The organism is Eoetvoesiella caeni, from assembly GCF_003315175.1.
Taxonomy (GTDB): Bacteria; Pseudomonadota; Gammaproteobacteria; order Burkholderiales; family Burkholderiaceae_B; genus Eoetvoesia; species Eoetvoesia caeni.
This window is the reverse complement of the sequence record NZ_QNRQ01000013.1, coordinates 75944-96124: the sequence shown is the minus strand read 5'-3', so window position 1 is coordinate 96124 and position 20181 is coordinate 75944. Positions and strand designations below refer to the sequence as shown.

The following is a 20181-nucleotide window of genomic DNA, read 5'->3' as shown; positions in this document are numbered from 1 at the left end:
CCCAGCAACAGTCCTTGAACTAGAGTTTCAATCATGAACAGACCCCAAAATACGCATGGCTGATCTGCTCCCGGGTCAGATCCCCACTAGCGCCTTCCAGAGAAACCCGCCCTTCCTGAAAGCAATAAATACGCCGGGAAACTGTTTGCGCCATAACCACATCCTGCTCAACAATGACTACGCTCATCCCCTCGGTAACGACAAGCGGCAATGAGTCGTAGATTTCCTTGATGACGACAGGTGCAAGACCAAGCGATAGCTCGTCGCACAACAAGACTTCTGGATTGCTCATCAGGGCGCGCCCTATTGCCACCAGCTGTTGCTGACCGCCAGAAAGCGAGGTTGACGGATGTTTGGCTTTTTCTGCCAGAATGGGAAATAGCTTGTACAGCCTTTGTAAATTCCAAGGCCCCGATCGGCGCGCAAATGCTCCCATCAAAAGGTTTTCTTCGACAGTCAGGCTGGGAAAGAGCCGGCGTCCTTCAGGAACCAGCGCCAGCCCTTTACGAACGATTTCGCCAGGGGGCAGTCCGCCTATCGGCTTGCCATGCAAGCACACCGAATTGGCCGGAACCTTGACCAGCCCGGTCAGCGCCTTCATGAACGTGCTTTTGCCAGCGCCATTAGCGCCAATAATCGCAACCAGCTCGCCTTTGGCCAACTGGAAATCAATGCCGAACAAAGCTTGCGAATCGCCATAGCTGGCTTGTAGCCCCGAGGTTTCCATGATGTTGCCGCTCATGCGTCTATCCCCATATACACGCGCCGCACTTCGGGATTACTCATGACCTCGGCTGGCACCCCTTCGGCAAGCTTGGCCCCAAAATTAATCACCAGCAAGCGATCGGCTATCGACATCAAGGCATGCACCACATGCTCGATCCAGATCATGGTCGTACCTTCAGCCTTGATGCGCCTTAGCTCGTCGACCAGTTCCATGGCTTCGTGCTCGGTCAACCCGCCGGCAATCTCGTCCAGCAACAACAGCTTTGGCTGAGTGGCCAACGCTCTGGCAAGTTCCAGGCGCTTGCGATTAAGCAAGGTCAGGCCTCCTGCCGGCTTATTGGCATAAACGCGCAAGCCTGTGTCGTCCAGCACCTGGGCAGCCAGATCCCAAGCTTTGCGCTCTGGCAGTCGGGCTCCGAAACATGCGGCAGTGACCAGGTTTTCGAAGACGGTCATATTGCTGAAGGGTTGCGGTATTTGATAACTGCGGCCTATCCCCGCCCGGCATCGTTGATGCGGACGCAAGTGCGCAATCGGCCCACCGTCAAAAAGGATAGTTCCGGAATCCAGCCTGGCATCGCCGGAGATCAAATTGAAAAGCGTCGTTTTGCCGGCCCCGTTCGGCCCCAATATCCCCAGAATTTCGCCTTCTTTCACAGAAAACGAAACCTCTTGCGTTACCCGAAGCGCGCCGTAGCTCTTGCTGACGTTATCCAGCGCAAGCAATATTGGGGTATCGTCCAGCCGTGCTTGCGAGACGTCCTGTTTATCCATTATGGTTTTTTGCTGCATACACCCACCAGGGCGGGCCACAGTCACTGCCGCATGCCCTTACCGCCCATTGACGTTTCCAGAAATTTCGCCAACCTGGTGCCCCGTTTGGTACACCAGGTCATGCTTGGGACACTAAGCGTACTTAATTGCTTCCAGTTCGGCCTGGCGTGCAATATTAGGTGCCAGACTATTCTCGACGATAACGAGATCCAGCCCTTTGCTGCCCTTTTTCCACTGGCCGGAAACCAACGGCGTTTTGCTGATATTGGGAACAGGGCCAGTCTTGAAATCGATAGGACCAACAATAGTGTCCAGATGGGTCGCTACGATAGCGTCGCGAATTGCCTTGGGGTCCTTGCCCCCGGCCCGTTTAAGGGTGTCGATAGCGACCTCGAAGAGAGAATGCTTGAACCCCACAGGCATGGTCCATGGCTTGCCCGTGGCGGCGGTATAGGCGTCCGCAAGCTGGCGTGAAGTCTGCCCGGTAAGACTGGAGTTGAATGGGTGGGCAGGACTCCACCAAACCTCGACTGTCAGGCCGTCGGCGCGGTCGCCAAATGCGGCGACCGCCGCTGGAAACTCGGTGGCCTTGGCCACGGTAACGATTTTGGGACGGAAATCCTTTTGACCGGCCTGATTCCAGAAGTTGGCAAAGTCCGGCGGGGGCAGCACGCCTGTGACGATATCGACGTTGCCATTGCGAAACAGGGAGATGAACGAAGAGAAGTCGTTGATCGGCGTCTGGAAGCGCCCCCTGTCAATGGTTTTGAAACCTTTGGCCGCCAACACCGGGGGGAATCCCATTTTTTCATTACCCCAAGCATTGCCGTCTTCGTCATTGGGCCACAAGGCCCCCACCGCTTTGCTCGTGGGAATCTGCGACCACAGGCTGCTGTACGAACCGATGACGTCTTCCAGGCCCCAGAAAAAATGGTAAGTCCAATCGAAGCCCTTTTTGGGGTCGCCCTTTCTGCCGAAAAAATGCGGCTGCCATGGAGTATCGTTGGTAATGCACGGCACGCCGTTAAGCTCGCACTGATCCGCCACCGGATTGGTTGTAGCTGGCGTGTTTGCAGCCACCACCAGGTCGACCTTGTCGCGCAATATCAGTTCGGCCGCTGCCGAACTGGCACGGTTGGGATTGGACTGCGAATCCTTGTACACGATCTCGACAGCGTATTTTTTTCCGCCTGATACGATCCCACCCGCAACCGCCTTTTTTACTTGCTCGAGGGTGAATTTGTCGGGCTCGGCGAACACGGCCAAGGGCCCCGTTACCGGGCTGACGAAACCGATTTTAAAAGTATCCTTGCCCGCGGCGCGAACCCAAGGGGCTCCAAGAGTGGCAGCCGAGGCGGCCGTGGCAAGCACACCCGTCTTTAGCAACGTGCGTCGCTTTTGATCGACAGTCATTGTTTGTCTCCAGTGTTTTATGTTTTGTATTCGATGCTCTTTGAGTCGCATGTTCCGCCACACTGATGCAAGCGTCCAATATCTTTTTTATCTGCAACGATACCCTGGAGGTATGCATGAAATTACGCATTGCATTGAAGACTCCACCACAGGGCCGGGTTACTGCCAACGCCGCATAGGCGCCTACAACGACCCGCTCGGGCGGATTAGCCCACAATAAACGCCAAATTTTTCAAACTAGGGTAAACCATAGGTTGCTTATTTGACAAATTCTAAGCAATTGATTTTGCTGAATAAAAATCACACCATACCTTTGTGGTACAGGTTGATACGCATTTAGTATTGGAAAGGATATAGGTCCGGCCCTAATCTCTTCTACAGGCCGCACTGCTACCCAATCCTGCCCAGAGCTCGGTTGTTATCCGCGCGGCATCATCCGCCAGTATTACCTAATTAATGGCAAGTCATATCTCAGCGACTGCCGTCATTCATTTTTCCCGAAGGAGACACCATGAGCGTCAAAATATTCGATTCCTCGGAAGTTCAAGACTTCCTGCGTCTGGCCTCGGGCCTGGACGGCAAAGCCGGTAGCGCACGCGCCAAAGAAATTATTCACCGCATTGTGTCCGATCTGTACAAGGCCATTGAAGATCTTAATATTACGTCTGACGAATACTGGGCTGGAGTTGCCTATCTGAATACCCTCGGCGCGCGCGGCGAAGCAGGTTTGCTCTCGCCAGGCCTAGGCTTTGACCGTTACTTCGACATGCGCATGGACGCCGAAGACGAGAGCCAGGGTGCTAAAACAGGTACACCCCGTACTATTGAAGGCCCACTGTATGTTTCCGGCGCCCCGGTAGAACAGGGCTTTGCGCGCCTGGACGATGGCAGCGACCCCAATGGTCATACCTTGATCATGCACGGCACTGTGCGTGGTGCCGATGGCGCGCCCATGCCTGGAGCCAAGGTCGAAGTCTGGCACTGTAATACCAAAGGCTTTTACTCGCATTTCGACCCCACCGGCGAGCAAACGCCTTTCAATATGCGCCGCACCATCATTGCCGATGCCAAAGGCCAGTACCGCTTCCAAAGCATTGTTCCCCACGGATATGGCTGCCCGCCCGATGGTCCGACTCAGCAATTACTGAATCTGCTGGGCCGCCACGGCAATCGTCCTGCACACATTCACTTCTTTGTCACGGCTGACGGGCATCGCAAGCTGACCACCCAGATAAATATCGATGGCGACCCGCTGCTCAACGACGACTTCGCCTACGCAACACGGGAAGGCCTTGTGCCACCACTGTTCGAACGCACAGACGAAGCCAGCATCAAGGCTAACGGACTAAGCGGCCCATTTGCTGAAATCGAATTTGACCTGACCCTCAGCGCGCTGATCGATGGCGAAGACACCCAAATCGTTGACCGCCCCCGCCTGGCTGTAGCCTGAGCGCATCCAGAGGCCTGAATTGTCCAAACAAGACATCCAGACAAGGGCAGAACGTGACATTCTGCCCGCCTTGCCAAACAGCACCCACGACCTTGCACGCCTTCGAGTGCTGAACTCAGGCCAGGACACGCCCGTAGTGACCGTCATTGGAAAATTCAACCATGGCAAAAGCCGGTTGCTTAATGAGCTGATCGGCAACGATACCTTTGCAGTCGCCGACAAACGGGAAACTACAGCACTTGCAGAACATCTGCATGATGATGTGCGTTGGCTGGATGCCCCGGGCCTGGACGCGGATGTCGGCAGCGAGGATGACCGGCTAGCCGTGCAAGCCGCCTGGCTGCAATCGGACATCCGCCTTGTTGTCCATGCGGCAAAAGAAGGTGAGCTGGACACAGCCGAACGCTGTCTGCTGCATGAACTCCATGCTGACGGCAAAAACACACAACGCCAGACCCTGCTGATACTTTCGCAGGCCGACCAGCTTGCGGATGACACCCAGCTGAAAAAAGTCAGCGAAGCTATTCTGACGCAAGCACCCGGCATGACCTTGAACATCGTGTCATCCACTCGTCATCGCAAAGGCGTACAAGAAGGCAAGGCCCTGCTGGTAAATAAAAGCGGAATTCCTGCCCTGAAGACGGCGCTGGGCGCAGCGCTTAAACGTGTGCCGCAAGCCCGGGCCCACGAAAAGCAAATGCTGCTGGACACGATCCGGCTCGAACTACGGCACCTTAGCGATGCTTATGCCGGCACACTGGCCGACCTGCACAGCAAGCAACGGCAGCAACGGCAGCGCTTTGACCAAGACATCATCGACGCACTTGGCAAAGTCGAACAGGACATGCAAAAAACGCTGGAGGTATCGGGTACCGATCACTCCCTCATTCCCGACGCCGCCGAAGATCGTTTCAAACTCACCGCAGGGAAGCTCGAACGCGCGCGACTTCAGATCGCTTATTCACAAGCATGCATCTATCTGAATGGCACCCTGACCCGTCATGGCGTGTTTGAACTGCCATCAGAACAGCAAACTGCCGCCGCAAGCCTGAACTCGGTCATGGTGGCCGTCCTGGGCGTGTCGGTCAAGTATCGCAAAGACCTTAACAACATCTTCTGCACCGCATCCGGGCAGGCAACATTGCACCGCCAGTTCGCCCGCTACTTCGAAATCTCAACCGACCGAAAGACCTTGCTTGCTCAAATCACCAACGCAGAACATAACGTTGCAACCACTGATAAAGCCTGGGCTGCATTGCATGAACTGGAAACAATCACGCAAACATGACTGCAAACCACGAGCAACGCTTTATTGCAGCGATCGAAGGACTTGAACTCTCGCACCGCGACATCAGTGAAATCCTGAGCGGCCTGGAAAACTGGCTTGCGCACCTAACCGACGACCTGGCTACGCATTCATTATCCTGCGCAATATGGCAACAACACAGCCCACTGGCTAAACATGTGCTCGCCATCAACGCCGGTTTGCAGACAAGCATGCAGGACTGGACCCGGCAATGGGAAGCTTTGGAGCCCGCACACGAACTGGCCGATACATTCAACGATAAAGTCATGTTGCTGGTATTCGGCAAGTTCAACGCGGGCAAAAGCTCGTTTTGCAACTTTCTGGCTGAACGCATGGCGGTGCATGGTAAGGCACTGCGCTACTTCCGCATAAGTAATGGTTGCATCACCGAAGTTGCCGACGCCTTCAAAGAGGGAGCAACCGAAACCACGGCACAGGCGCAAGGCATCATTCTGGGCGAGACACTTGTCTTGCTTGATACGCCGGGGCTGCATTCGATAACCCTTGAAAATTCCGCAATTACTCAGCGCATTACGGACAGCGCCGATGGCGTCCTGTGGCTAAGCAGTTCCACCTCGCCTGGACAGGTTCAGGAACTGGACGAACTGGCCCGTGAACTGCACCGGAACAAACCGCTGCTGCCTCTCGTGACGCGAAGCGACGTTATCGACGAAGACGAAGTCGACGGGAAAATCCAGAAAATATTGCGTAACAAAACCACGGAAAATCGCAGCTTGCAGGAAAATGACGTAAGCGTGCGGGCACTGGAAAAGCTTGTCTCCATGGGGCTGGACCCGTCCTTGCTAAAGCAGCCGATTTCCATTTCGACCCATGTCGCACGCACCCAGGGGCAAACCGCCCAAGCCATGGAAGAAGCCGGATTTGAGCGGCTTTATGCCGCCTTGAAAGACACCCTTGAACCTGCACTGCTGTACAAGCAAAGAAAGCCTGCCGAAACACTGCTTCACCATCTTGAAGAAAATGTACTGCATACCCTTAATTCTAAGATACTGCCCTGCCTGAGAAGGCTGGATAATGCCCTGGAATCAGAACAGGCGTCGCTTGAATATAAAAAGAAACGCATCATTACGACTGCGTGGCGTACGGTTATCCCGGCATTGCCCGAGTTGCTGGAAAGGCATGCCTCAGCCCGCGACACAGAAGCCGTATGCAGGACAGTAACGCAATTGCTGCAAGATGCCGTCAAGCACACAATAAAGCATGAGCTGTCCGACTACGATTTGAACCTGGATTTTTCAACGATAAAAATCCCGCTCGACCACGATGTCAGCTATGAAGAGATAACCGTTGACATCGGCACGCCAACCGACCACAACCCCACTGACGAATCCACGACAGAGTTAGCGACTCAAACTCATGGCATTGGCATCAGCCACGATCGCCTGTATGCAGCGCTGCATACGACTGTGCAAACCATCCTGGAAAACCTAGCGGACAATGTCATGGAAAAATGCCGCTCCCATATCGTACAGATCGCGTCAGAGAGCAAGCGCCTGCAAGACTTGCTTACGGCGCAGACGCTGCATCTTGAGGCGATCAAACAAGCATTGCGAACCTGACGATTAGCGATCGTCTTCACGAATTGATGATGGGTGGCGGCAAAGCGCCTCGACTTTCATTTCCATGTAGGGGTATAAGGGAAGGGCCAGCAACAAGTTATGCAGCTCTTCATTACTCTCGACATCAAAAATGCTTACGTTGGCATACTGACCAGCCACGCGCCAGATATGCCGCCATTTTCCGGACTTTTGCAAATTCTGCGAGTATTCCTTTTCCTGCTTTTTTATGGCGTCCATGACCGCTGGGTCGGCATCCAGCGGAATATTCACAACCATTTCTACTTTGAACAGCATAGTTGTTCCTTCTTGATATCTAAAACTTGCGCGTATAAAAAGCCAACTTCTCTTCGTCCAGCTCTATTCCTAATCCAGGCCCTGTCGGCAGCTTCAGCGAAAAGTCGCTGTAATCAAGAGGCGTCTTGAGAATTTCGTCCTTCAACAATAGAGGGCCGAACATTTCACTGCCCCACTCAAGATTGCCGATAGTTGAAAATAGGTGCGCAGCGGCAATAGTGGAAACCGAGCCTTCCAGCATAGTGCCGCCGTACAACGATATATCCGCTGCCTCGGCTATCGAGATCAGGTCGCGGGCCGCCTGCAAACCTCCGGCCTGTTCAATCTTGATGGCAAAGACATTGGCGCAGTGGTCGGCAGCCAACCGGAAGCCGTCCTGCGGTCCGCGCAAAGCCTCATCGGCCATAATGGGCACGCGCCCAAGCGCGGTAAGCCGGGCCATGCCAGCAAGATTTTTATAGTGAATAGGCTGCTCTACAAGCTCGATCCCAACATCAGCCAAAGCCTGCAAGTAACGCACCGCCTGTGTTTCGGTCCAACCCTGATTGATATCGACGCGAATGCCGATATCGTCGCCCAAGGCATTTTTTATGCTGGCGATATGCTTCAGGTCCTCTTTGGGCGAACGCAAGCCTATCTTCAGCTTGAAAATATTATGGCGCCGCAAATCAAGCATTTTTTGTGCCTCGGCAATATCGAACTGCGTATCGCCGCTGGCCAAGGTCCACGCCACAGGGATCGAATCGTGAACCCGGCCGCCAAACAGGTCGCTGACCGACACGCCCAGGCGCTTGGCCTGCGCGTCGTACAAAGCGGTTTCAATTGCCGACTTGGCGAAATGATTGTCTTTGATGTTTTTACAGACCAGCTGGCGCAGTTCGGCAAGCCGATTGGCCGGCTTGCCCAGCAACAAAGGCCGGAAGTAGGCGTCGATATTGGTCTTGATGCTTTCGGGGCTTTCGCCGCCGTAGTTCAAGCCGCCGATTGTCGTCGCTTCTCCGATGCCTTCCACGCCATCTGAAGCCTGTATCCGCACAAGCACCATCGATTGGGCACCCATAGTGGCTACAGACAATTTATGCGGACGGATAGTTGGAATATCAACGATCAAACAGTTGATATCATTGATAATTGGCCCCATGGACTTCCCGACATATAGTTAGTGATTGATATCAGAAAGTATAGGAATCGGACCCAGCAGCGTCCAATATCATTTGTAGCCGATTCAATACCTTTTTAGTATTAATTAAGCAACAGCCGCAGACGGATGCGTGGTGCGCAGAAGCAATGCAGCCTGCCATTCATTTACGTCTGGTAATAAGCAATAACCGTTCTTTTAGCCATATCGATAACATTGCGAAGAAACGGCGAATTGTTCCCTTTGGCCCAACTGATCATGATGGGAGAAGTGAAATTGGGTGCGCTAAAGGCAATAAAATCGATATCGTCTCTTTGCATGCATTGCACCGAACCCGGCACGAGAGTAATGCCCAGCCCCGCAGCCACCAAGCCTATCGCTGTTTGCATCTCATTTGCCTCGAACGCAACGGTAAGGCTATGGCCAAACCGTTCGAACAAGCCCGTGACATGATCAGCGTAGCTAGGCCTGGGTTTCGCCGGATACAAGACAAACGGCTCACGAACGATGTCGTCCACGCCTACTGACGAACGTCCGGACAAGACATGGTTCTTGGGCACGACAAGAACCATCGGCTCCTCTACCAGCACCAGCCTCTCGATGTCGGGGTCGTCCAGCAATATCCGCCCAAAGCCGATATCGATATGGCCGCTTTTCAGGGCCTTGAATTGCTGCAGCGTTGTCATTTCGCTGAGGCCTATTTCGACCTGTTCGCTCAACGCATTCACATTGCGTATCAGTGTGGGCCCAAAACCGTACAACATAGAGGGAACAAAACCGATGCCAAACCATTGCTTTCGCTTTTCAGCGATACGCCGCGTGGCGATGGCGATGTCTTCCAGACGAGTCGAGAACTGAACTGTTTTATCGAAAAAAAACTTGCCCGCGTCGGTCAATCGGATCGACCTGCCCAAACGCTCGAACAGATCGGCGCCCAACTCTTCCTCGAGTTGCCGGATTTGGCGGCTTAAGGGCGGCTGCGCAATATGAAGCCGCAAGGCCGCTTTCGTAAAGCTCAGCTCTTCAGCCACACATTGGAAATACCGGATTTGCCGCAACTCCATTTGCCCGCCCTCTTTAGAAAACCCGCTATACGGGAAGCTTATCGTAATACCCGCACAACGCCGCTTATATGGCCTTGCCCAGCCCATTCACCCTATCGCGATTAGGCCATAAAACCAATAACCCCGCCATAAAAAGAAGACTAAAGTAAAAGTTTGTCCCACGGGTTGAAGGGAGTCCAACATGACCTTTATTGACCGTAAAACCGTTATTGGCGGCTTGCTTGCGCTACTTTTACCATTTGCCGCAACGCATGCGCAGTCTGGCGATCTGCTCAAAAGCACGGACTCCCACACTCTGCCCGGCGGCAGTGCACTGGGAGGCATTGGCAACCCCATGCCCGGCAAGGCGCCCAGCACAACCAATATCAATAATATCGCCGGTGTGCTGGAATATTGCGTTCAGAACAAATACCTCAGCGGCGATGAGGCCGAGTCCATTGAAGGCTCCCTGAAAGGCAAACTTTCCGGCATGCCGCCTTCCTCTAACACTCCCTATTCTGAAAGCGCTTATATCGATGGCGCTTATGCCGATGGCGTGAAGGGGATTTTGCACGGAAAAGACGGAAAACCCGTCAATTTGGCCGGAAAAGGATTGAAGGCGGCCGCCACCAAGCAGATTTGCGACACGGTGCTGTCGACGGCAAAATCCATGCTGTAAATTGGAGCAGTCCAGAGCCGGCCAAAAAACTTCGTCTCGGGAAAGACGGAGAATACTTTAGCCCGCCCGGCCCGCCAGCCAGCGCAACACGCCCCGCCCAGCCACCCGCCCGCTGGCGAAGCTGGCCGTCAGCAGATAACCGCCCGTAGGCGCTTCCCAGTCCAGCATTTCACCGGCGCAAAACACGCCGGGCAAAGGCCGCAGCATCAAGTCCTGGTTCAATGCGTCGAACCGTACGCCGCCAGCCGTGCTGATGGCTTCGGCCAGTGGCCGCAGGCCATCAAGACGCACCGGCAGGCGCTTGATGCCCGCCGCCAATGCCTGCGGATCGTCGAATGCGGCCTTGGGCAGGCATTCGTGCAGCAATGCGGTCTTGACGCCGCGCAAGCCCAGGCGGCTGCTTAGATGGCTGGACCAGGAGCGGGCGCCGCGCGGGCGGGCCGCCTCGGCCTGCACTTGCGCCAAGTTGCGGTCTGGCAGCAAATCTATATATAGCGTCGCGGAGCCCTCGGCCAGAAAGGTATCGCGCAAGCGGGCCGACCAGGCGTAAATCAGCCCGCCTTCAAGGCCGCCCGCCGTTACCATGCATTCGCCCCGGCGCATGTCGAAGCCGTCCTGCGGCGCCATGGCGATGGCTTTGAGCGGCTGGCCCGCGAACCGCTCTGAAAAATAGCTGGACCACCCGGCCAGAAAGCCGCAATTGGCGGGACGCAAGGGTGCAATACCAACTCCGTGCGCTTCGAGCAGGCCTTGCCATGCGCCATCCGAGCCCAGGCGCGGCCAACTGGCGCCGCCCAGGGCCAGGACCACGGCATCGGGGCGGGCATTAACCCTCCCCTGCGGGGTATCAAACAACAAAGCGCCGTCGTCGGCCCAGCCGCGCCATACATGGCGCGTATGAAACTGCACTCCCGCCGCACGCAAGCGGCGCAGCCATGCGCGCAGCAAGGGCGCGGCCTTCATCTCTTTGGGAAACACCCGGCCAGATGAGCCGACAAAGGTTTCGACGCCCAGGTCCTGGGCCCACTGGCGCAACCCTGCCGCGTCGAGCTGATCCAGCCAGGATGAGACCTGCGACCGGCGGTCGCCAAAGCGCGACCGGAACGCTTCGGGCGGCTCGCTGTGAGTCAAGTTCAGTCCGCCGCGTCCGGCCAGGAGGAATTTACGGCCCACCGATGGCATGGCGTCGTAAACAGCAACGCGCACGCCGGCCTTGGCCAGCTCTTCGGCCGCCATCAAACCGGCCGGGCCCGCCCCGATGACGGCTACGATATTAGAGGGCATGAGATGAAATCATTGAACAGGCTGCTCCGGAAAAGTGCCACGGTAGCACAGGCGGAACTTAAAGTTTCATAACGCCCACCGTACACCCGCAGGCGAAGTCGGGAATAGGCTCGTAGCACCAGATTTCCCCTTTGGCCCCGCCAGCCGCGCCGGCGGCGGCAATGTAGGTGCGGATTTCATAGCCGCCCTGGCCGCCGTCCCGATAAGTGGCTTCATCCGTATAGTCGATAAGCTCGTCGCGATTGTTGTCGGCCCAGCGGCGCAGGAATTCGCGATCCCATTCTTCATTGATCAGGCCGGTGTCCGGCGTGCACGGCCAATGGGAAATGCCGCCTGTACCGATTACCGCGACGCGCTCGGGCATTTTTTCGGCGGCGCTGCGTATGGCCTGGCCCAGCGCATAAACGCGGTGCAGGGGCGCAAGCGGCGGGTTCTGGCAATTGATGTTGATAGGGATGACAGGCAAGTCGTAGTCCGGCGTCAGGTGGTGCAACGGCACCATGATGCCGTGGTCGAACTTCCATTCTTCGCAATAGCTTAAATCCACCTCTTGCATCATGCCCTTGAACAGGCGCAAAGAGACATCGCGATTGCCGGGCACCCGAGTATGCGGAATACGCAGCCATTCAGGATCTTCGATAGGGCCTTCGTAATGGTCGGCCATGCCTACCGCAAAAGCCGGCATATTGTTCATGAAGAAGTTCGCGAAATGCTCGGCCGCGATGACCACAAGAACATCGGGCTTTGCATCGCGCAAGGCCTGGCGCATCCGTGCATAGCTTTGCAATAGGCGTTCGCGCTTGTGCGGCTCGGCGCGTTCCGTACGCGCGGTAATGCCGGGGCCATGGCTGCAAACCCCACAAAAAACAATACTCATAGACCTTCCTCTTTGATTGCGTAAATGCCTTCGCGCACTGCGCCGTAGTTGGCCAGGCCTTCGCGCATGGCGTCCAGATAGGCATTCCATTCGTACCCCCAGGCAGCGGCAAAATGCATCAGCAACTGTCCATTGACGCCCAGCACGTACAACAGGCCTATATCTGGCTTGCTCAGGGCGCCGCGCTCTTCCTGGTTTAACTCGTAGGCATCCATGAAGGCGTCGGGCTTTGCCTTGAAAGCCTCCATGCCGTCGCGGCTGCGATTGACTTCGTAAATGAGCTTTTGCACCGCGTACAGAGTCATGCCGTCACCTTGTCCAGCAGAATATGATCCGGCAAGTCGTAGGCACGTACTGTGCGCTCACGGCCTACGACCTTCTGCACTGCGGGACGCGCGGCTATGCGCTCGGCCAGAGCCCGGTAACGCGGCCGCTCGGGCAATTCACAATGTATGCGTTCGTCGTAGCTCCAAAGATAAAAGACGAACAGGTAGGCATCCACCACTGTAAATGTTTCCCCCGTGGCATAGGTGTTGGCCGGGTCCAGGCGAGACTCGATCAGGGACAAGTATTTGGCCAAATTCTTGCCGCCCTGCTGCTGCACCTGCGCCATGGCGGCCTGGTCTTCCCCGCCATAAGTCTGGGGACGGAAGATAGAACGGTAGGAGACGTGCAGGCTGCTGGATATGAGGTTCATCCATTCGTGGGCACGCGCCCGGGCAAGGGTGCCGGGCCGCGGCATCAACTGGCGTTCTGGAACCAGGTCCGCAATATAGGTGAGTATGGCCTGGGATTCGGTCAGCGGCTGGCCGTCGATTGCCAGCGTGGGCACGGTGCCGCCCGAATTGAGCCGCAGGTATTCGGCATTGCGATTTTCTTGATTCCGGATATTGACCGACACCGCCTCGTAAGCGATGCCTGACTCTTCCAGCGCAATGTGCGAGGCCAGCGAACAGGCTTTAGGGCTGAAATACAGTGCCAGCTTGGGCGGAAATGTCGGGGACAAAGACCGGTCGGACATGGTGGTTCCTTGATGGTTGATGGGTAATTCGCGGCATGGCTTGCGCCTATAAGCCGAAGCTTTGCGCGAGTCATCGCGGGGCTGCAATTTGCATTAAAATCATCAAGCAACACAGCAACTTAGCCTGCAACCGCGTCAAAGCATCATAAACTGCGGCGCAGCATAATGTATGTCCTCTTAACTAAGGACAAAACACCGATACGCCTGGCGTCCCGTTTGGACAGCAGCGAATCCGGCAGAACACTACTACAAGATGGAGCCCCGACATGCGGATATGGAAGACCAGTCCACAGTCGCAGAAATTTCCGATATCGCAATCCGGCCTGTTCCAGTTGCTGGCGGCCATTACCAACGACGACCCCAAGATGCTGCCGCAGGCCATTCTTGACCTTGTGCGCTCCGAGGTCGACATGCTTAATTGCGCGTTGTTCCTGCTGCCCGCCACAGGCCAGCCCTTGCTGCTGGGGCATGCCGAGTCCCGTCTATTTGGTGCTCCCAAGGCTTCCGGCGCCTATGTTGAACAGTATTACCAAAGGGACATCGCCCTGCAGGAAGTTGTGCGCCACAACAACTCAGCATCGATGTCCAGGTCCACCATCCTGCTGCACCAAAGCGCTCACGACATCGTTGACCCCGCCTACCGCACTGCCTGCTACGACGCTGCCGGCACCACGCAACGCTTCGGCATATTTCGCCAGCTTAAAGACAACAACAATCTATTTATCGGCATTTACCGCTCGGCCAGCGTACAGGCGCTTTCCCCGGCCGACCTGCACTATCTTGAGTTGCTGGCCGACTGCCTGGGCGAGGCCGCCGTGCAACGCTATAGCGTCATGCCGCAAGCCTATTCGCTTAGTGCCAATAAGCTCGACCTGATCCAGAGCGAACTGAAAGCCAAGCTCAGCAAGCGCGAATACGACCTGATCCTGCATATCGCCCGAGGCCTGACCATTCCGGCCGCCTCCAGGGCCATGGGCATAAAAGCCGCCTCCGCCATCACCTATCGCAACCGGGGCTTTGCCAAACTGAACATCCGAACCCAGCAGGAACTGTTTGCCAAGCTCATAGAACGTGTCGAAGCAGCGCCTGACTTCAACATGAAGACAGCATCCATGTAGCTGCTGGTTTCATCCGGTAGCCACCGCTAAAAGCGCCAAAACTCCACAGGTTGCTACAATTGCGCAAATAGACATTTTTGCCGCAGGGCCGCCCCAAGGCAAAAGGCGTCCCCTCGGGGGATGAGACCGGACATAGGGCAGTCCCTGCGGACTGCCCTATGCCTGTCGAATCGGAGCGGCTTGCAAGCCGCGACGTGGGCAGCGAACCGCGCAGCGGTGAAGCGTGGGGGCATTTAATTTTTTTTTGGAATAACGAGACGATGGGATTTGAACAACTTGCCGAACTCAAGCGCGAGCTTACCGCAAGGGCCGAGCAAGAACGCAAGCAGACGCGGGAAAAACAAAAAGGCAAAGCGTCTGCACGCCCGGACGCCCGCAAGAACGCCCATAAAGATGCCCGCAAGGACACACGCAAAGATGCTGCGCCGGTCGATCCTGTCGTCATTACGATTTCTCGCCTGCAAAAACAGTTTCCAAAAGCGTTTCCCAAAAAGCCCGAGCCCAAAGTGCCGCTCAAGCTGGGTATACACAAAGAACTGCACACACAGGCCGAGGCGCTTAAGCTGACTCCCGAAGAAATTACGCTGGCGGTAAAAACCTGGTGCCAGGGCAGCCGCTACTGGGCCTGCATGGTGGAAGATGCGCCACGTGTGGACCTGGCCGGCGAACCCGCCGGCACGGTAACCGCTGCCGAGGCCCAGTTTGCAAAAAAATTGGCTGCACGCCGGCGCACCAACGCGGCAAGATCGCGTAAAAACACCGCGCCCCAGGCAGCGGATGCTACGACCCCAGCAGTTGCGCAAGCCGCGGACTCCACCACGGGCGCCGTCGAGCTTAACGAACGGCAAGACGATCTGCCGGCATCGAACGCCGTTGCCACGGCTGCAGTTGCAGGCAGTCCCGACCAGCAAGAAAAGCATGAGCCGGCTGGCGTCACCACGCCCGCTACGCAAGATCCCTCTGCACCGACGACGCACGAAGCCTGAAGGGCTGGTGCACCGTAGCCGAACCAGCAGTTCCCTACGTTCTAGCCAGCCTGCTGCGATACCGCGGCGGGCTGCTCGAACCGGCGCTCGTATTTTTGCGCCATGACGGCGCACACCATCAATTGAATTTGATGGAACACCATCAGCGGTAACAGGGCCGGCCCCACGGCAGCACTGGCAAACAGCACTTGCGCCATCGGCACCCCTGTGGCCAGGCTTTTCTTCGAGCCGCAAAACACAATAGTGATCTCGTCTTCTTTGTTGAAGCCAAGGCGGCACGCCAGATGCATCGTGGCATAAAGCGCCAGGGCCAGCAGTACACAACACACCAGCACCAATACCGCCAGTTCGCGCAGCGACACAGTCTTCCATAGCCCGCCTATGACCGACGCGCTAAAGGCGGTATACACCACCAGCAAGATCGAGCTTTGGTCGACGGTCTTGAGCCAATTCCGATTGCGGTCCATCCACTTGCCTATCCAGGGACGCATCAGATGGCCGGCGACGAAGGGCAGCAATAGCTGAACGCTGATATGCAAAATAGCGTCCAGCGTAGAGATAGAGGCGCCGGTGGCTCCCAGCAGCCAGCCCACCAGCAAGGGCGTGACCACAATGCCGATAAGGCTGGAGGCCGACGCGCTGCATACCGCGGCCGGAATGTTGCCGCGCGCGATAGAGGTAAATGCAATGGCCGACTGCACCGTGCCGGGCAGCGCACATAAATATAGAACGCCCACATACAAGGACGCGCCCAGCAACGGCTGCAATACCGGCTTCAGCGCCCAGCCCACTATCGGGAACATAATGAAAGTGCAGGAAAAAACCAGCAGGTGCAGGCGCCAGTGCATGGCCCCTGCGATGATGGCCTCGCGCGACAATTTGGCGCCGTGCATGAAGAACAGCAGGGCAATGGCCAGGATGGTTATCCAGTCGAATATTACCGCTCCCACCCCGTGGGCGGGCACCAGCGTGGCGGCCAGAACGACCGCAATAAGAGTCAAAGTGAACTTATCGAATAAATAGCGTAATTCAGACATGATTCCAGGGGATTGCATAGAACGGAAGCCTACGTTAACGTGTCGGCGTACTTCCGTCTAACGATATACAGCCACGAACTATCTTCGACCGGACAAAACATCCGCGTTGCGCCGAGATCTGGCCGAGCTTAAAGCCTTGCCTCGTCCCGTCTACGGCCACGCCGAAGGCTTGCCCAACAAGCCTTTGAGCTATCGGCACAGCCATCCCTGGGTGCAACTGTCGTACGCGGCACGCGGGGTCGTGCATGTCCATACCTCCAACGGTTTGTTCGTTGCGCCTCCGCAACGCGCCATCTGGATTCCCGCCGGCATCCAGCACCAGGTGTATTGTTCAGCCGACACGCAGATCAACAGCCTGTACATTGCCTCGGAAGCCGCCAGCCGGCACAACGCCACATGCAAGGTACTGGGCGTGACCCCTTTGCTGCGCGAACTGATCCGCAGCTTCGGCAGCCTGCCGGTGGAGTATGACGAGAGCGGCCCGGACGGACGGCTGGTGCGGGTGCTGCTGGATCAACTGAGTTGCGCGCCGGTTACCGGGCTGATGCTGCCCTTGCCCAATGACCCACGCTTGCGCAAGCTATGCGACGCCTTGCAGGCCCGCCCGGATTCGCAAGAAAGCCTGAATCGCTGGGCGGTGCGCCTGGATGTTTCCGAACGCACGCTAAGCCGCCTGTTTACCCTGCAAACCGGGCTGACCTTTCGGCTATGGCGCCAGCGCTTGCGGCTGCTTAGCGCCCTGCCGCTGCTGGAACGCGGAGAGCGCGTCACCGACGCCGCCCTGGCCTGTGGCTACGACAGCCTTTCGGCATTCATTGCGGCATTCGGCGAACAGTTCGGTACGACGCCGGGCGAGTTCTTCAGTCGGTCTTCGCCTGGCCCTGGGCCCACTTCTTGACGGCAGCCAAGGTGTTCTTGACATGGTCGTCAGGTTCCATGCTGGTGTACTCGTAGTAGATTTTATGGTCTGGAGTAATGACGTAGGAAATACGATCGGCCATATTCGGCTTGAACGCCATTTGGGCGTCGTAAGCCTTGATGACCGCAGTATTGGGGTCGGCCGCGACAGCGAATTTGCTGCGGCACTCGCTTACCGAGAACTCTTTGAGTTTTTCGATATTGTCGGCGGAAACGCCCAATACCGTTGCGCCGTATTGCTTGTATTCGTCGACCGCATCGGCAAAGTTATGGGCTTCGATGGTGCAGCCTTTGGTAAAGGCGGCCGGATAAAAATACAAGACGACCGGCCCCTTTTTGAGGGCTTCGTCCAGGAAGAAGTCGGACACATTGCCGCCCAGCGAAGCCTGGATGGAAAAGCTGGGCGCCGTGCTGCCGACTTCCAGTGCGGCATGCGCCGAGTATGGCACAACCAGGAACAGTACTAAGGCACACAACCTGCGCAACACGGACATCAATGGCAACTTCATGATTTCACCTCGAACGTCGAGTGCTTTTGGCCGCAGGGGCGAAGCTTGCGGCCGAAAGCACAACCGGTTTAGTGCTTCAGATTCGCACTGAAACTGGCCTGCAGGCTGGACAATTCCGCTGGCAGGCGATTTTTAAGCTTGTCGAACCATTCGGCCCGCGAACCCAGTTCTTTGCTCCATGCGGTCGAGTCGATGGCCGTGATCTGCGCAAATTTGTCGGCGCCGAAATCCAGCCCATCCCAGGTTATATCCTGGTAGCGGGGCGTGATGCCGAACAGGTTTTCCTGGCCTTGCGCCGTACCGCCAATGCGCTCGAGCATCCACTTCAGGATGCGCATGTTCTCGCCGAAGCCGGGCCAGACGAACTTGCCCTGTTCGTCGGTCTGGAACCAGTTGACGCAAAAAATACGCGGCAAGGTCGCGCCCTGGGCTTGCAACTGCTGCCCCAGCGTAAGCCAGTGCTTGAAGTAAGAGCTCATGTTGTAGCCGCAGAACGGCAACATGGCGAATGGGTCGCGGCGCACCACGCCTTGCGCGCCGACGGCCGCCGCCGTGGTTTCGGAGCCCAGCGTGGCTGCCATATAGACGCCTTCCACCCAGTTCCTGGCTTCTGTTACCAGCGGCACGGTATCGGAACGCCGCCCGCCGAAAATGAAGGCGTCGATGGCCACGCCGGCGGGGTTGTCCCATTCTGGGTCGACCACGGGGTTTTGTTCGGCGGCCACCGTAAAGCGGGCATTGGGGTGGGCGGCCTTGCGGCCTGAGTCGGGCGTCCAGTCGTTGCCCTGCCAGTCAATGCAGTGCGCGGGCGCCGGACCCATGCCTTCCCACCAGACATCGCCATCGTCGGTCAGCGCAACATTGGTGAAGATGACATTTTCTTTCAGCGAGGCCATGCAGTTGTAGTTGGTTTTTTCGCTGGTGCCGGGGGCCACGCCGAAGTAGCCGGCCTCGGGGTTGATGGCGTACAAGCGGCCGTCCTTGCCGGGCTTGATCCAGGCGATGTCGTCGCCAATGGTCGTGACCTTCCAGCCCGGCAAGGATGCGGGCGGAATCAACATGGCGAAATTGGTCTTGCCGCAAGCCGATGGAAACGCCGCCGCCACATGCATTTTTTTACCTTGGGGCGAGGTAACGCCCAGAATAAGCATGTGTTCGGCCATCCAGCCTTCTTCGTGCCCCATGTTGGAGGCAATGCGCAACGCAAAGCATTTTTTGCCCAGCAGGGCGTTGCCGCCATAGCCCGAACCGAAAGACCAGATTTCGCGGGTTTCCGGGTAATGGACAATATATTTGGTGTCGTTGCATGGCCAGGCCACATCGGCCTCGCCGGGCTGCAAGGGTTTGCCGACCGAATGCACGCAGGGCACGAACTTGCCGTCTGCGCCCAGCACGTCATAGACCTTGCGGCCCATGCGCGTCATGATGCGCATATTGGCCACGACATAAGGCGAGTCGGAAATTTCGACGCCTATATGCGCAATGGGCGAACCCAGCGGGCCCATCGAAAACGGAATCACGTACATAGTGCGCCCGCGCATGCAGCCGTCGAACAAGCCATTCAGGGTTTCCCGCATTTGAGCCGGATCCATCCAATTGTTGGTAGGCCCGGCGTCTTCTTCTTTTTCGCAGCAAATAAAGGTGCGGCCTTCTACCCGCGCCACGTCGCTGGGCGCCGAGCAGGCCAGGTACGAATTGGGCCGCTTGGCCGGGTTGAGCCGGCGCATGGTGCCCGCCTGGACCATTTGTTCGCACAACCTGTCGTATTCTTCCTGCGAACCGTCGCACCATTCGATACGGTCGGGCTGCGTCAACGCCGCCACCTCGGCCACCCAGGACTTCAGCCCTTCGTGCTTGACCCATTCGGGAGCGTTCAATTCGGGAATGGACTTTTGACTGGTTGTTGCGTTCATTGGTTTCAATCTCCTTAATGGCTCTGGGGACGCACGCGCGCATGCCGGGCCTGATGCTTTTTCTTGGAAAAAAGTGGTCTTCAGGCCATTTTATCGACTTTCTCGTTCTGTGGAC

The 20181-nt window shown here is 56.7% G+C and carries 20 protein-coding genes; 7 read left to right on the top strand and 13 right to left on the bottom strand.

Annotated elements, in window-relative coordinates:
- Positions 1–31: 31 nt before the first annotated feature.
- The 3 genes from DFR37_RS18700 to DFR37_RS18690 form a co-directional block, all read right to left on the bottom strand.
- The gene (locus DFR37_RS18700; RefSeq protein WP_113934699.1) at positions 32–742 is read right to left on the bottom strand and encodes an ABC transporter ATP-binding protein; all 711 of its coding nucleotides are present in this window, start codon (positions 740–742) and stop codon (positions 32–34) included.
- Positions 739–1500 (bottom strand): ABC transporter ATP-binding protein, encoded by a 762-nt coding sequence (locus DFR37_RS18695; protein WP_113934736.1) that lies wholly within the window; start codon positions 1498–1500, stop codon positions 739–741. Before DFR37_RS18695 ends, DFR37_RS18700 begins: the two co-directional genes overlap by 4 nt.
- A 132-nt stretch (positions 1501–1632) precedes the next feature.
- Positions 1633–2913, bottom strand: coding sequence for an ABC transporter substrate-binding protein (locus DFR37_RS18690; RefSeq protein WP_113934698.1), 1281 nt, complete (start codon positions 2911–2913; stop codon positions 1633–1635).
- Positions 2914–3424: 511 nt separating this feature from the next.
- Between DFR37_RS18690 and catA the strand changes: the two genes are divergently transcribed.
- The 3 genes from catA to DFR37_RS18675 are packed head-to-tail and all read left to right on the top strand — an operon-like array spanning position 3425 to position 7249.
- Entirely contained in the window at positions 3425–4363 is a 939-nt protein-coding gene (catA, locus tag DFR37_RS18685) for a catechol 1,2-dioxygenase (protein WP_113934697.1), read from the top strand.
- A 19-nt stretch (positions 4364–4382) separates the two neighbouring features.
- Positions 4383–5651 (top strand): GTPase, encoded by a 1269-nt coding sequence (locus DFR37_RS18680; RefSeq protein ID WP_113934696.1) that lies wholly within the window; start codon positions 4383–4385, stop codon positions 5649–5651.
- Positions 5648–7249 carry a GTPase gene (locus tag DFR37_RS18675; protein ID WP_113934695.1) on the top strand — a complete coding sequence of 534 codons (1602 nt, stop codon included), beginning with the start codon at positions 5648–5650 and terminating at the stop codon, positions 7247–7249. The genes DFR37_RS18680 and DFR37_RS18675 overlap by 4 nt, the downstream gene beginning before the upstream one ends.
- Positions 7250–7252: 3 nt before the next feature.
- Here DFR37_RS18675 and catC read toward each other — a convergent pair whose 3' ends face one another.
- The 3 genes from catC to DFR37_RS18660 form a co-directional block, all read right to left on the bottom strand.
- Positions 7253–7543 carry a muconolactone Delta-isomerase gene (gene catC, locus DFR37_RS18670; RefSeq protein WP_113934694.1) on the bottom strand — a complete coding sequence of 97 codons (291 nt, stop codon included), beginning with the start codon at positions 7541–7543 and terminating at the stop codon, positions 7253–7255.
- A 19-nt stretch (positions 7544–7562) separates the two neighbouring features.
- A complete protein-coding gene (locus tag DFR37_RS18665; RefSeq protein WP_113934693.1) occupies positions 7563–8684 on the bottom strand; it encodes a muconate/chloromuconate family cycloisomerase in 1122 nt (373 codons plus the stop codon).
- A gap of 164 nt (positions 8685–8848) precedes the next feature.
- A complete protein-coding gene (locus DFR37_RS18660) occupies positions 8849–9745 on the bottom strand; it encodes a LysR family transcriptional regulator (protein ID WP_113934692.1) in 897 nt (298 codons plus the stop codon).
- A gap of 334 nt (positions 9746–10079) precedes the next feature.
- On the opposite strand from DFR37_RS18660, the gene DFR37_RS18655 reads away from it, so the two are divergent.
- Positions 10080–10403: a DUF2501 domain-containing protein gene (locus tag DFR37_RS18655; protein WP_242341898.1), complete on the top strand. Its 324-nt coding sequence runs from the start codon at positions 10080–10082 to the stop codon at positions 10401–10403.
- A gap of 57 nt (positions 10404–10460) precedes the next feature.
- Here DFR37_RS18655 and DFR37_RS18650 read toward each other — a convergent pair whose 3' ends face one another.
- The 4 genes from DFR37_RS18650 to DFR37_RS18635 are packed head-to-tail and all read right to left on the bottom strand — an operon-like array spanning position 10461 to position 13585.
- The gene (locus DFR37_RS18650) at positions 10461–11687 is read right to left on the bottom strand and encodes a TIGR03862 family flavoprotein (protein ID WP_113934690.1); all 1227 of its coding nucleotides are present in this window, start codon (positions 11685–11687) and stop codon (positions 10461–10463) included.
- Positions 11688–11745: 58 nt separating this feature from the next.
- The gene (locus tag DFR37_RS18645; protein WP_113934689.1) at positions 11746–12564 is read right to left on the bottom strand and encodes a DODA-type extradiol aromatic ring-opening family dioxygenase; all 819 of its coding nucleotides are present in this window, start codon (positions 12562–12564) and stop codon (positions 11746–11748) included.
- Entirely contained in the window at positions 12561–12869 is a 309-nt protein-coding gene (locus DFR37_RS18640; RefSeq protein ID WP_113934688.1) for an aromatic ring-opening dioxygenase subunit LigA, read from the bottom strand. The genes DFR37_RS18645 and DFR37_RS18640 overlap by 4 nt, the downstream gene beginning before the upstream one ends.
- On the bottom strand, positions 12866–13585 hold the full coding sequence (locus DFR37_RS18635; RefSeq protein ID WP_113934687.1) for a glutathione S-transferase N-terminal domain-containing protein: 720 nt from the start codon (positions 13583–13585) through the stop codon (positions 12866–12868). Before DFR37_RS18635 ends, DFR37_RS18640 begins: the two co-directional genes overlap by 4 nt.
- A gap of 266 nt (positions 13586–13851) precedes the next feature.
- Here DFR37_RS18635 and DFR37_RS18630 point away from each other — a divergent pair, with 266 nt between their 5' ends.
- Positions 13852–14703 carry a helix-turn-helix transcriptional regulator gene (locus tag DFR37_RS18630; RefSeq protein WP_113934686.1) on the top strand — a complete coding sequence of 284 codons (852 nt, stop codon included), beginning with the start codon at positions 13852–13854 and terminating at the stop codon, positions 14701–14703.
- A gap of 158 nt (positions 14704–14861) precedes the next feature.
- On the top strand, positions 14862–15689 hold the full coding sequence (locus DFR37_RS18625) for a ProQ/FinO family protein (protein ID WP_242341897.1): 828 nt from the start codon (positions 14862–14864) through the stop codon (positions 15687–15689).
- 41 nt (positions 15690–15730) lie between these two features.
- On the opposite strand, the gene DFR37_RS18620 is transcribed toward DFR37_RS18625, so the two are convergent.
- Positions 15731–16726: a bile acid:sodium symporter family protein gene (locus DFR37_RS18620; protein WP_113934685.1), complete on the bottom strand. Its 996-nt coding sequence runs from the start codon at positions 16724–16726 to the stop codon at positions 15731–15733.
- Between the two features lie 106 nt (positions 16727–16832).
- On the opposite strand from DFR37_RS18620, the gene DFR37_RS18615 reads away from it, so the two are divergent.
- Positions 16833–17624 (top strand): AraC family transcriptional regulator, encoded by a 792-nt coding sequence (locus tag DFR37_RS18615; protein WP_113934684.1) that lies wholly within the window; start codon positions 16833–16835, stop codon positions 17622–17624.
- Here the strand turns inward: DFR37_RS18615 and DFR37_RS18610 are convergent.
- Positions 17587–18153: a peroxiredoxin gene (locus DFR37_RS18610; protein WP_113934683.1), complete on the bottom strand. Its 567-nt coding sequence runs from the start codon at positions 18151–18153 to the stop codon at positions 17587–17589. The genes DFR37_RS18615 and DFR37_RS18610 overlap by 38 nt on opposite strands.
- Before the next feature lie 68 nt (positions 18154–18221).
- A complete protein-coding gene (locus DFR37_RS18605; protein WP_113934682.1) occupies positions 18222–20066 on the bottom strand; it encodes a phosphoenolpyruvate carboxykinase (GTP) in 1845 nt (614 codons plus the stop codon).
- Positions 20067–20181 lie beyond the last annotated feature (115 nt).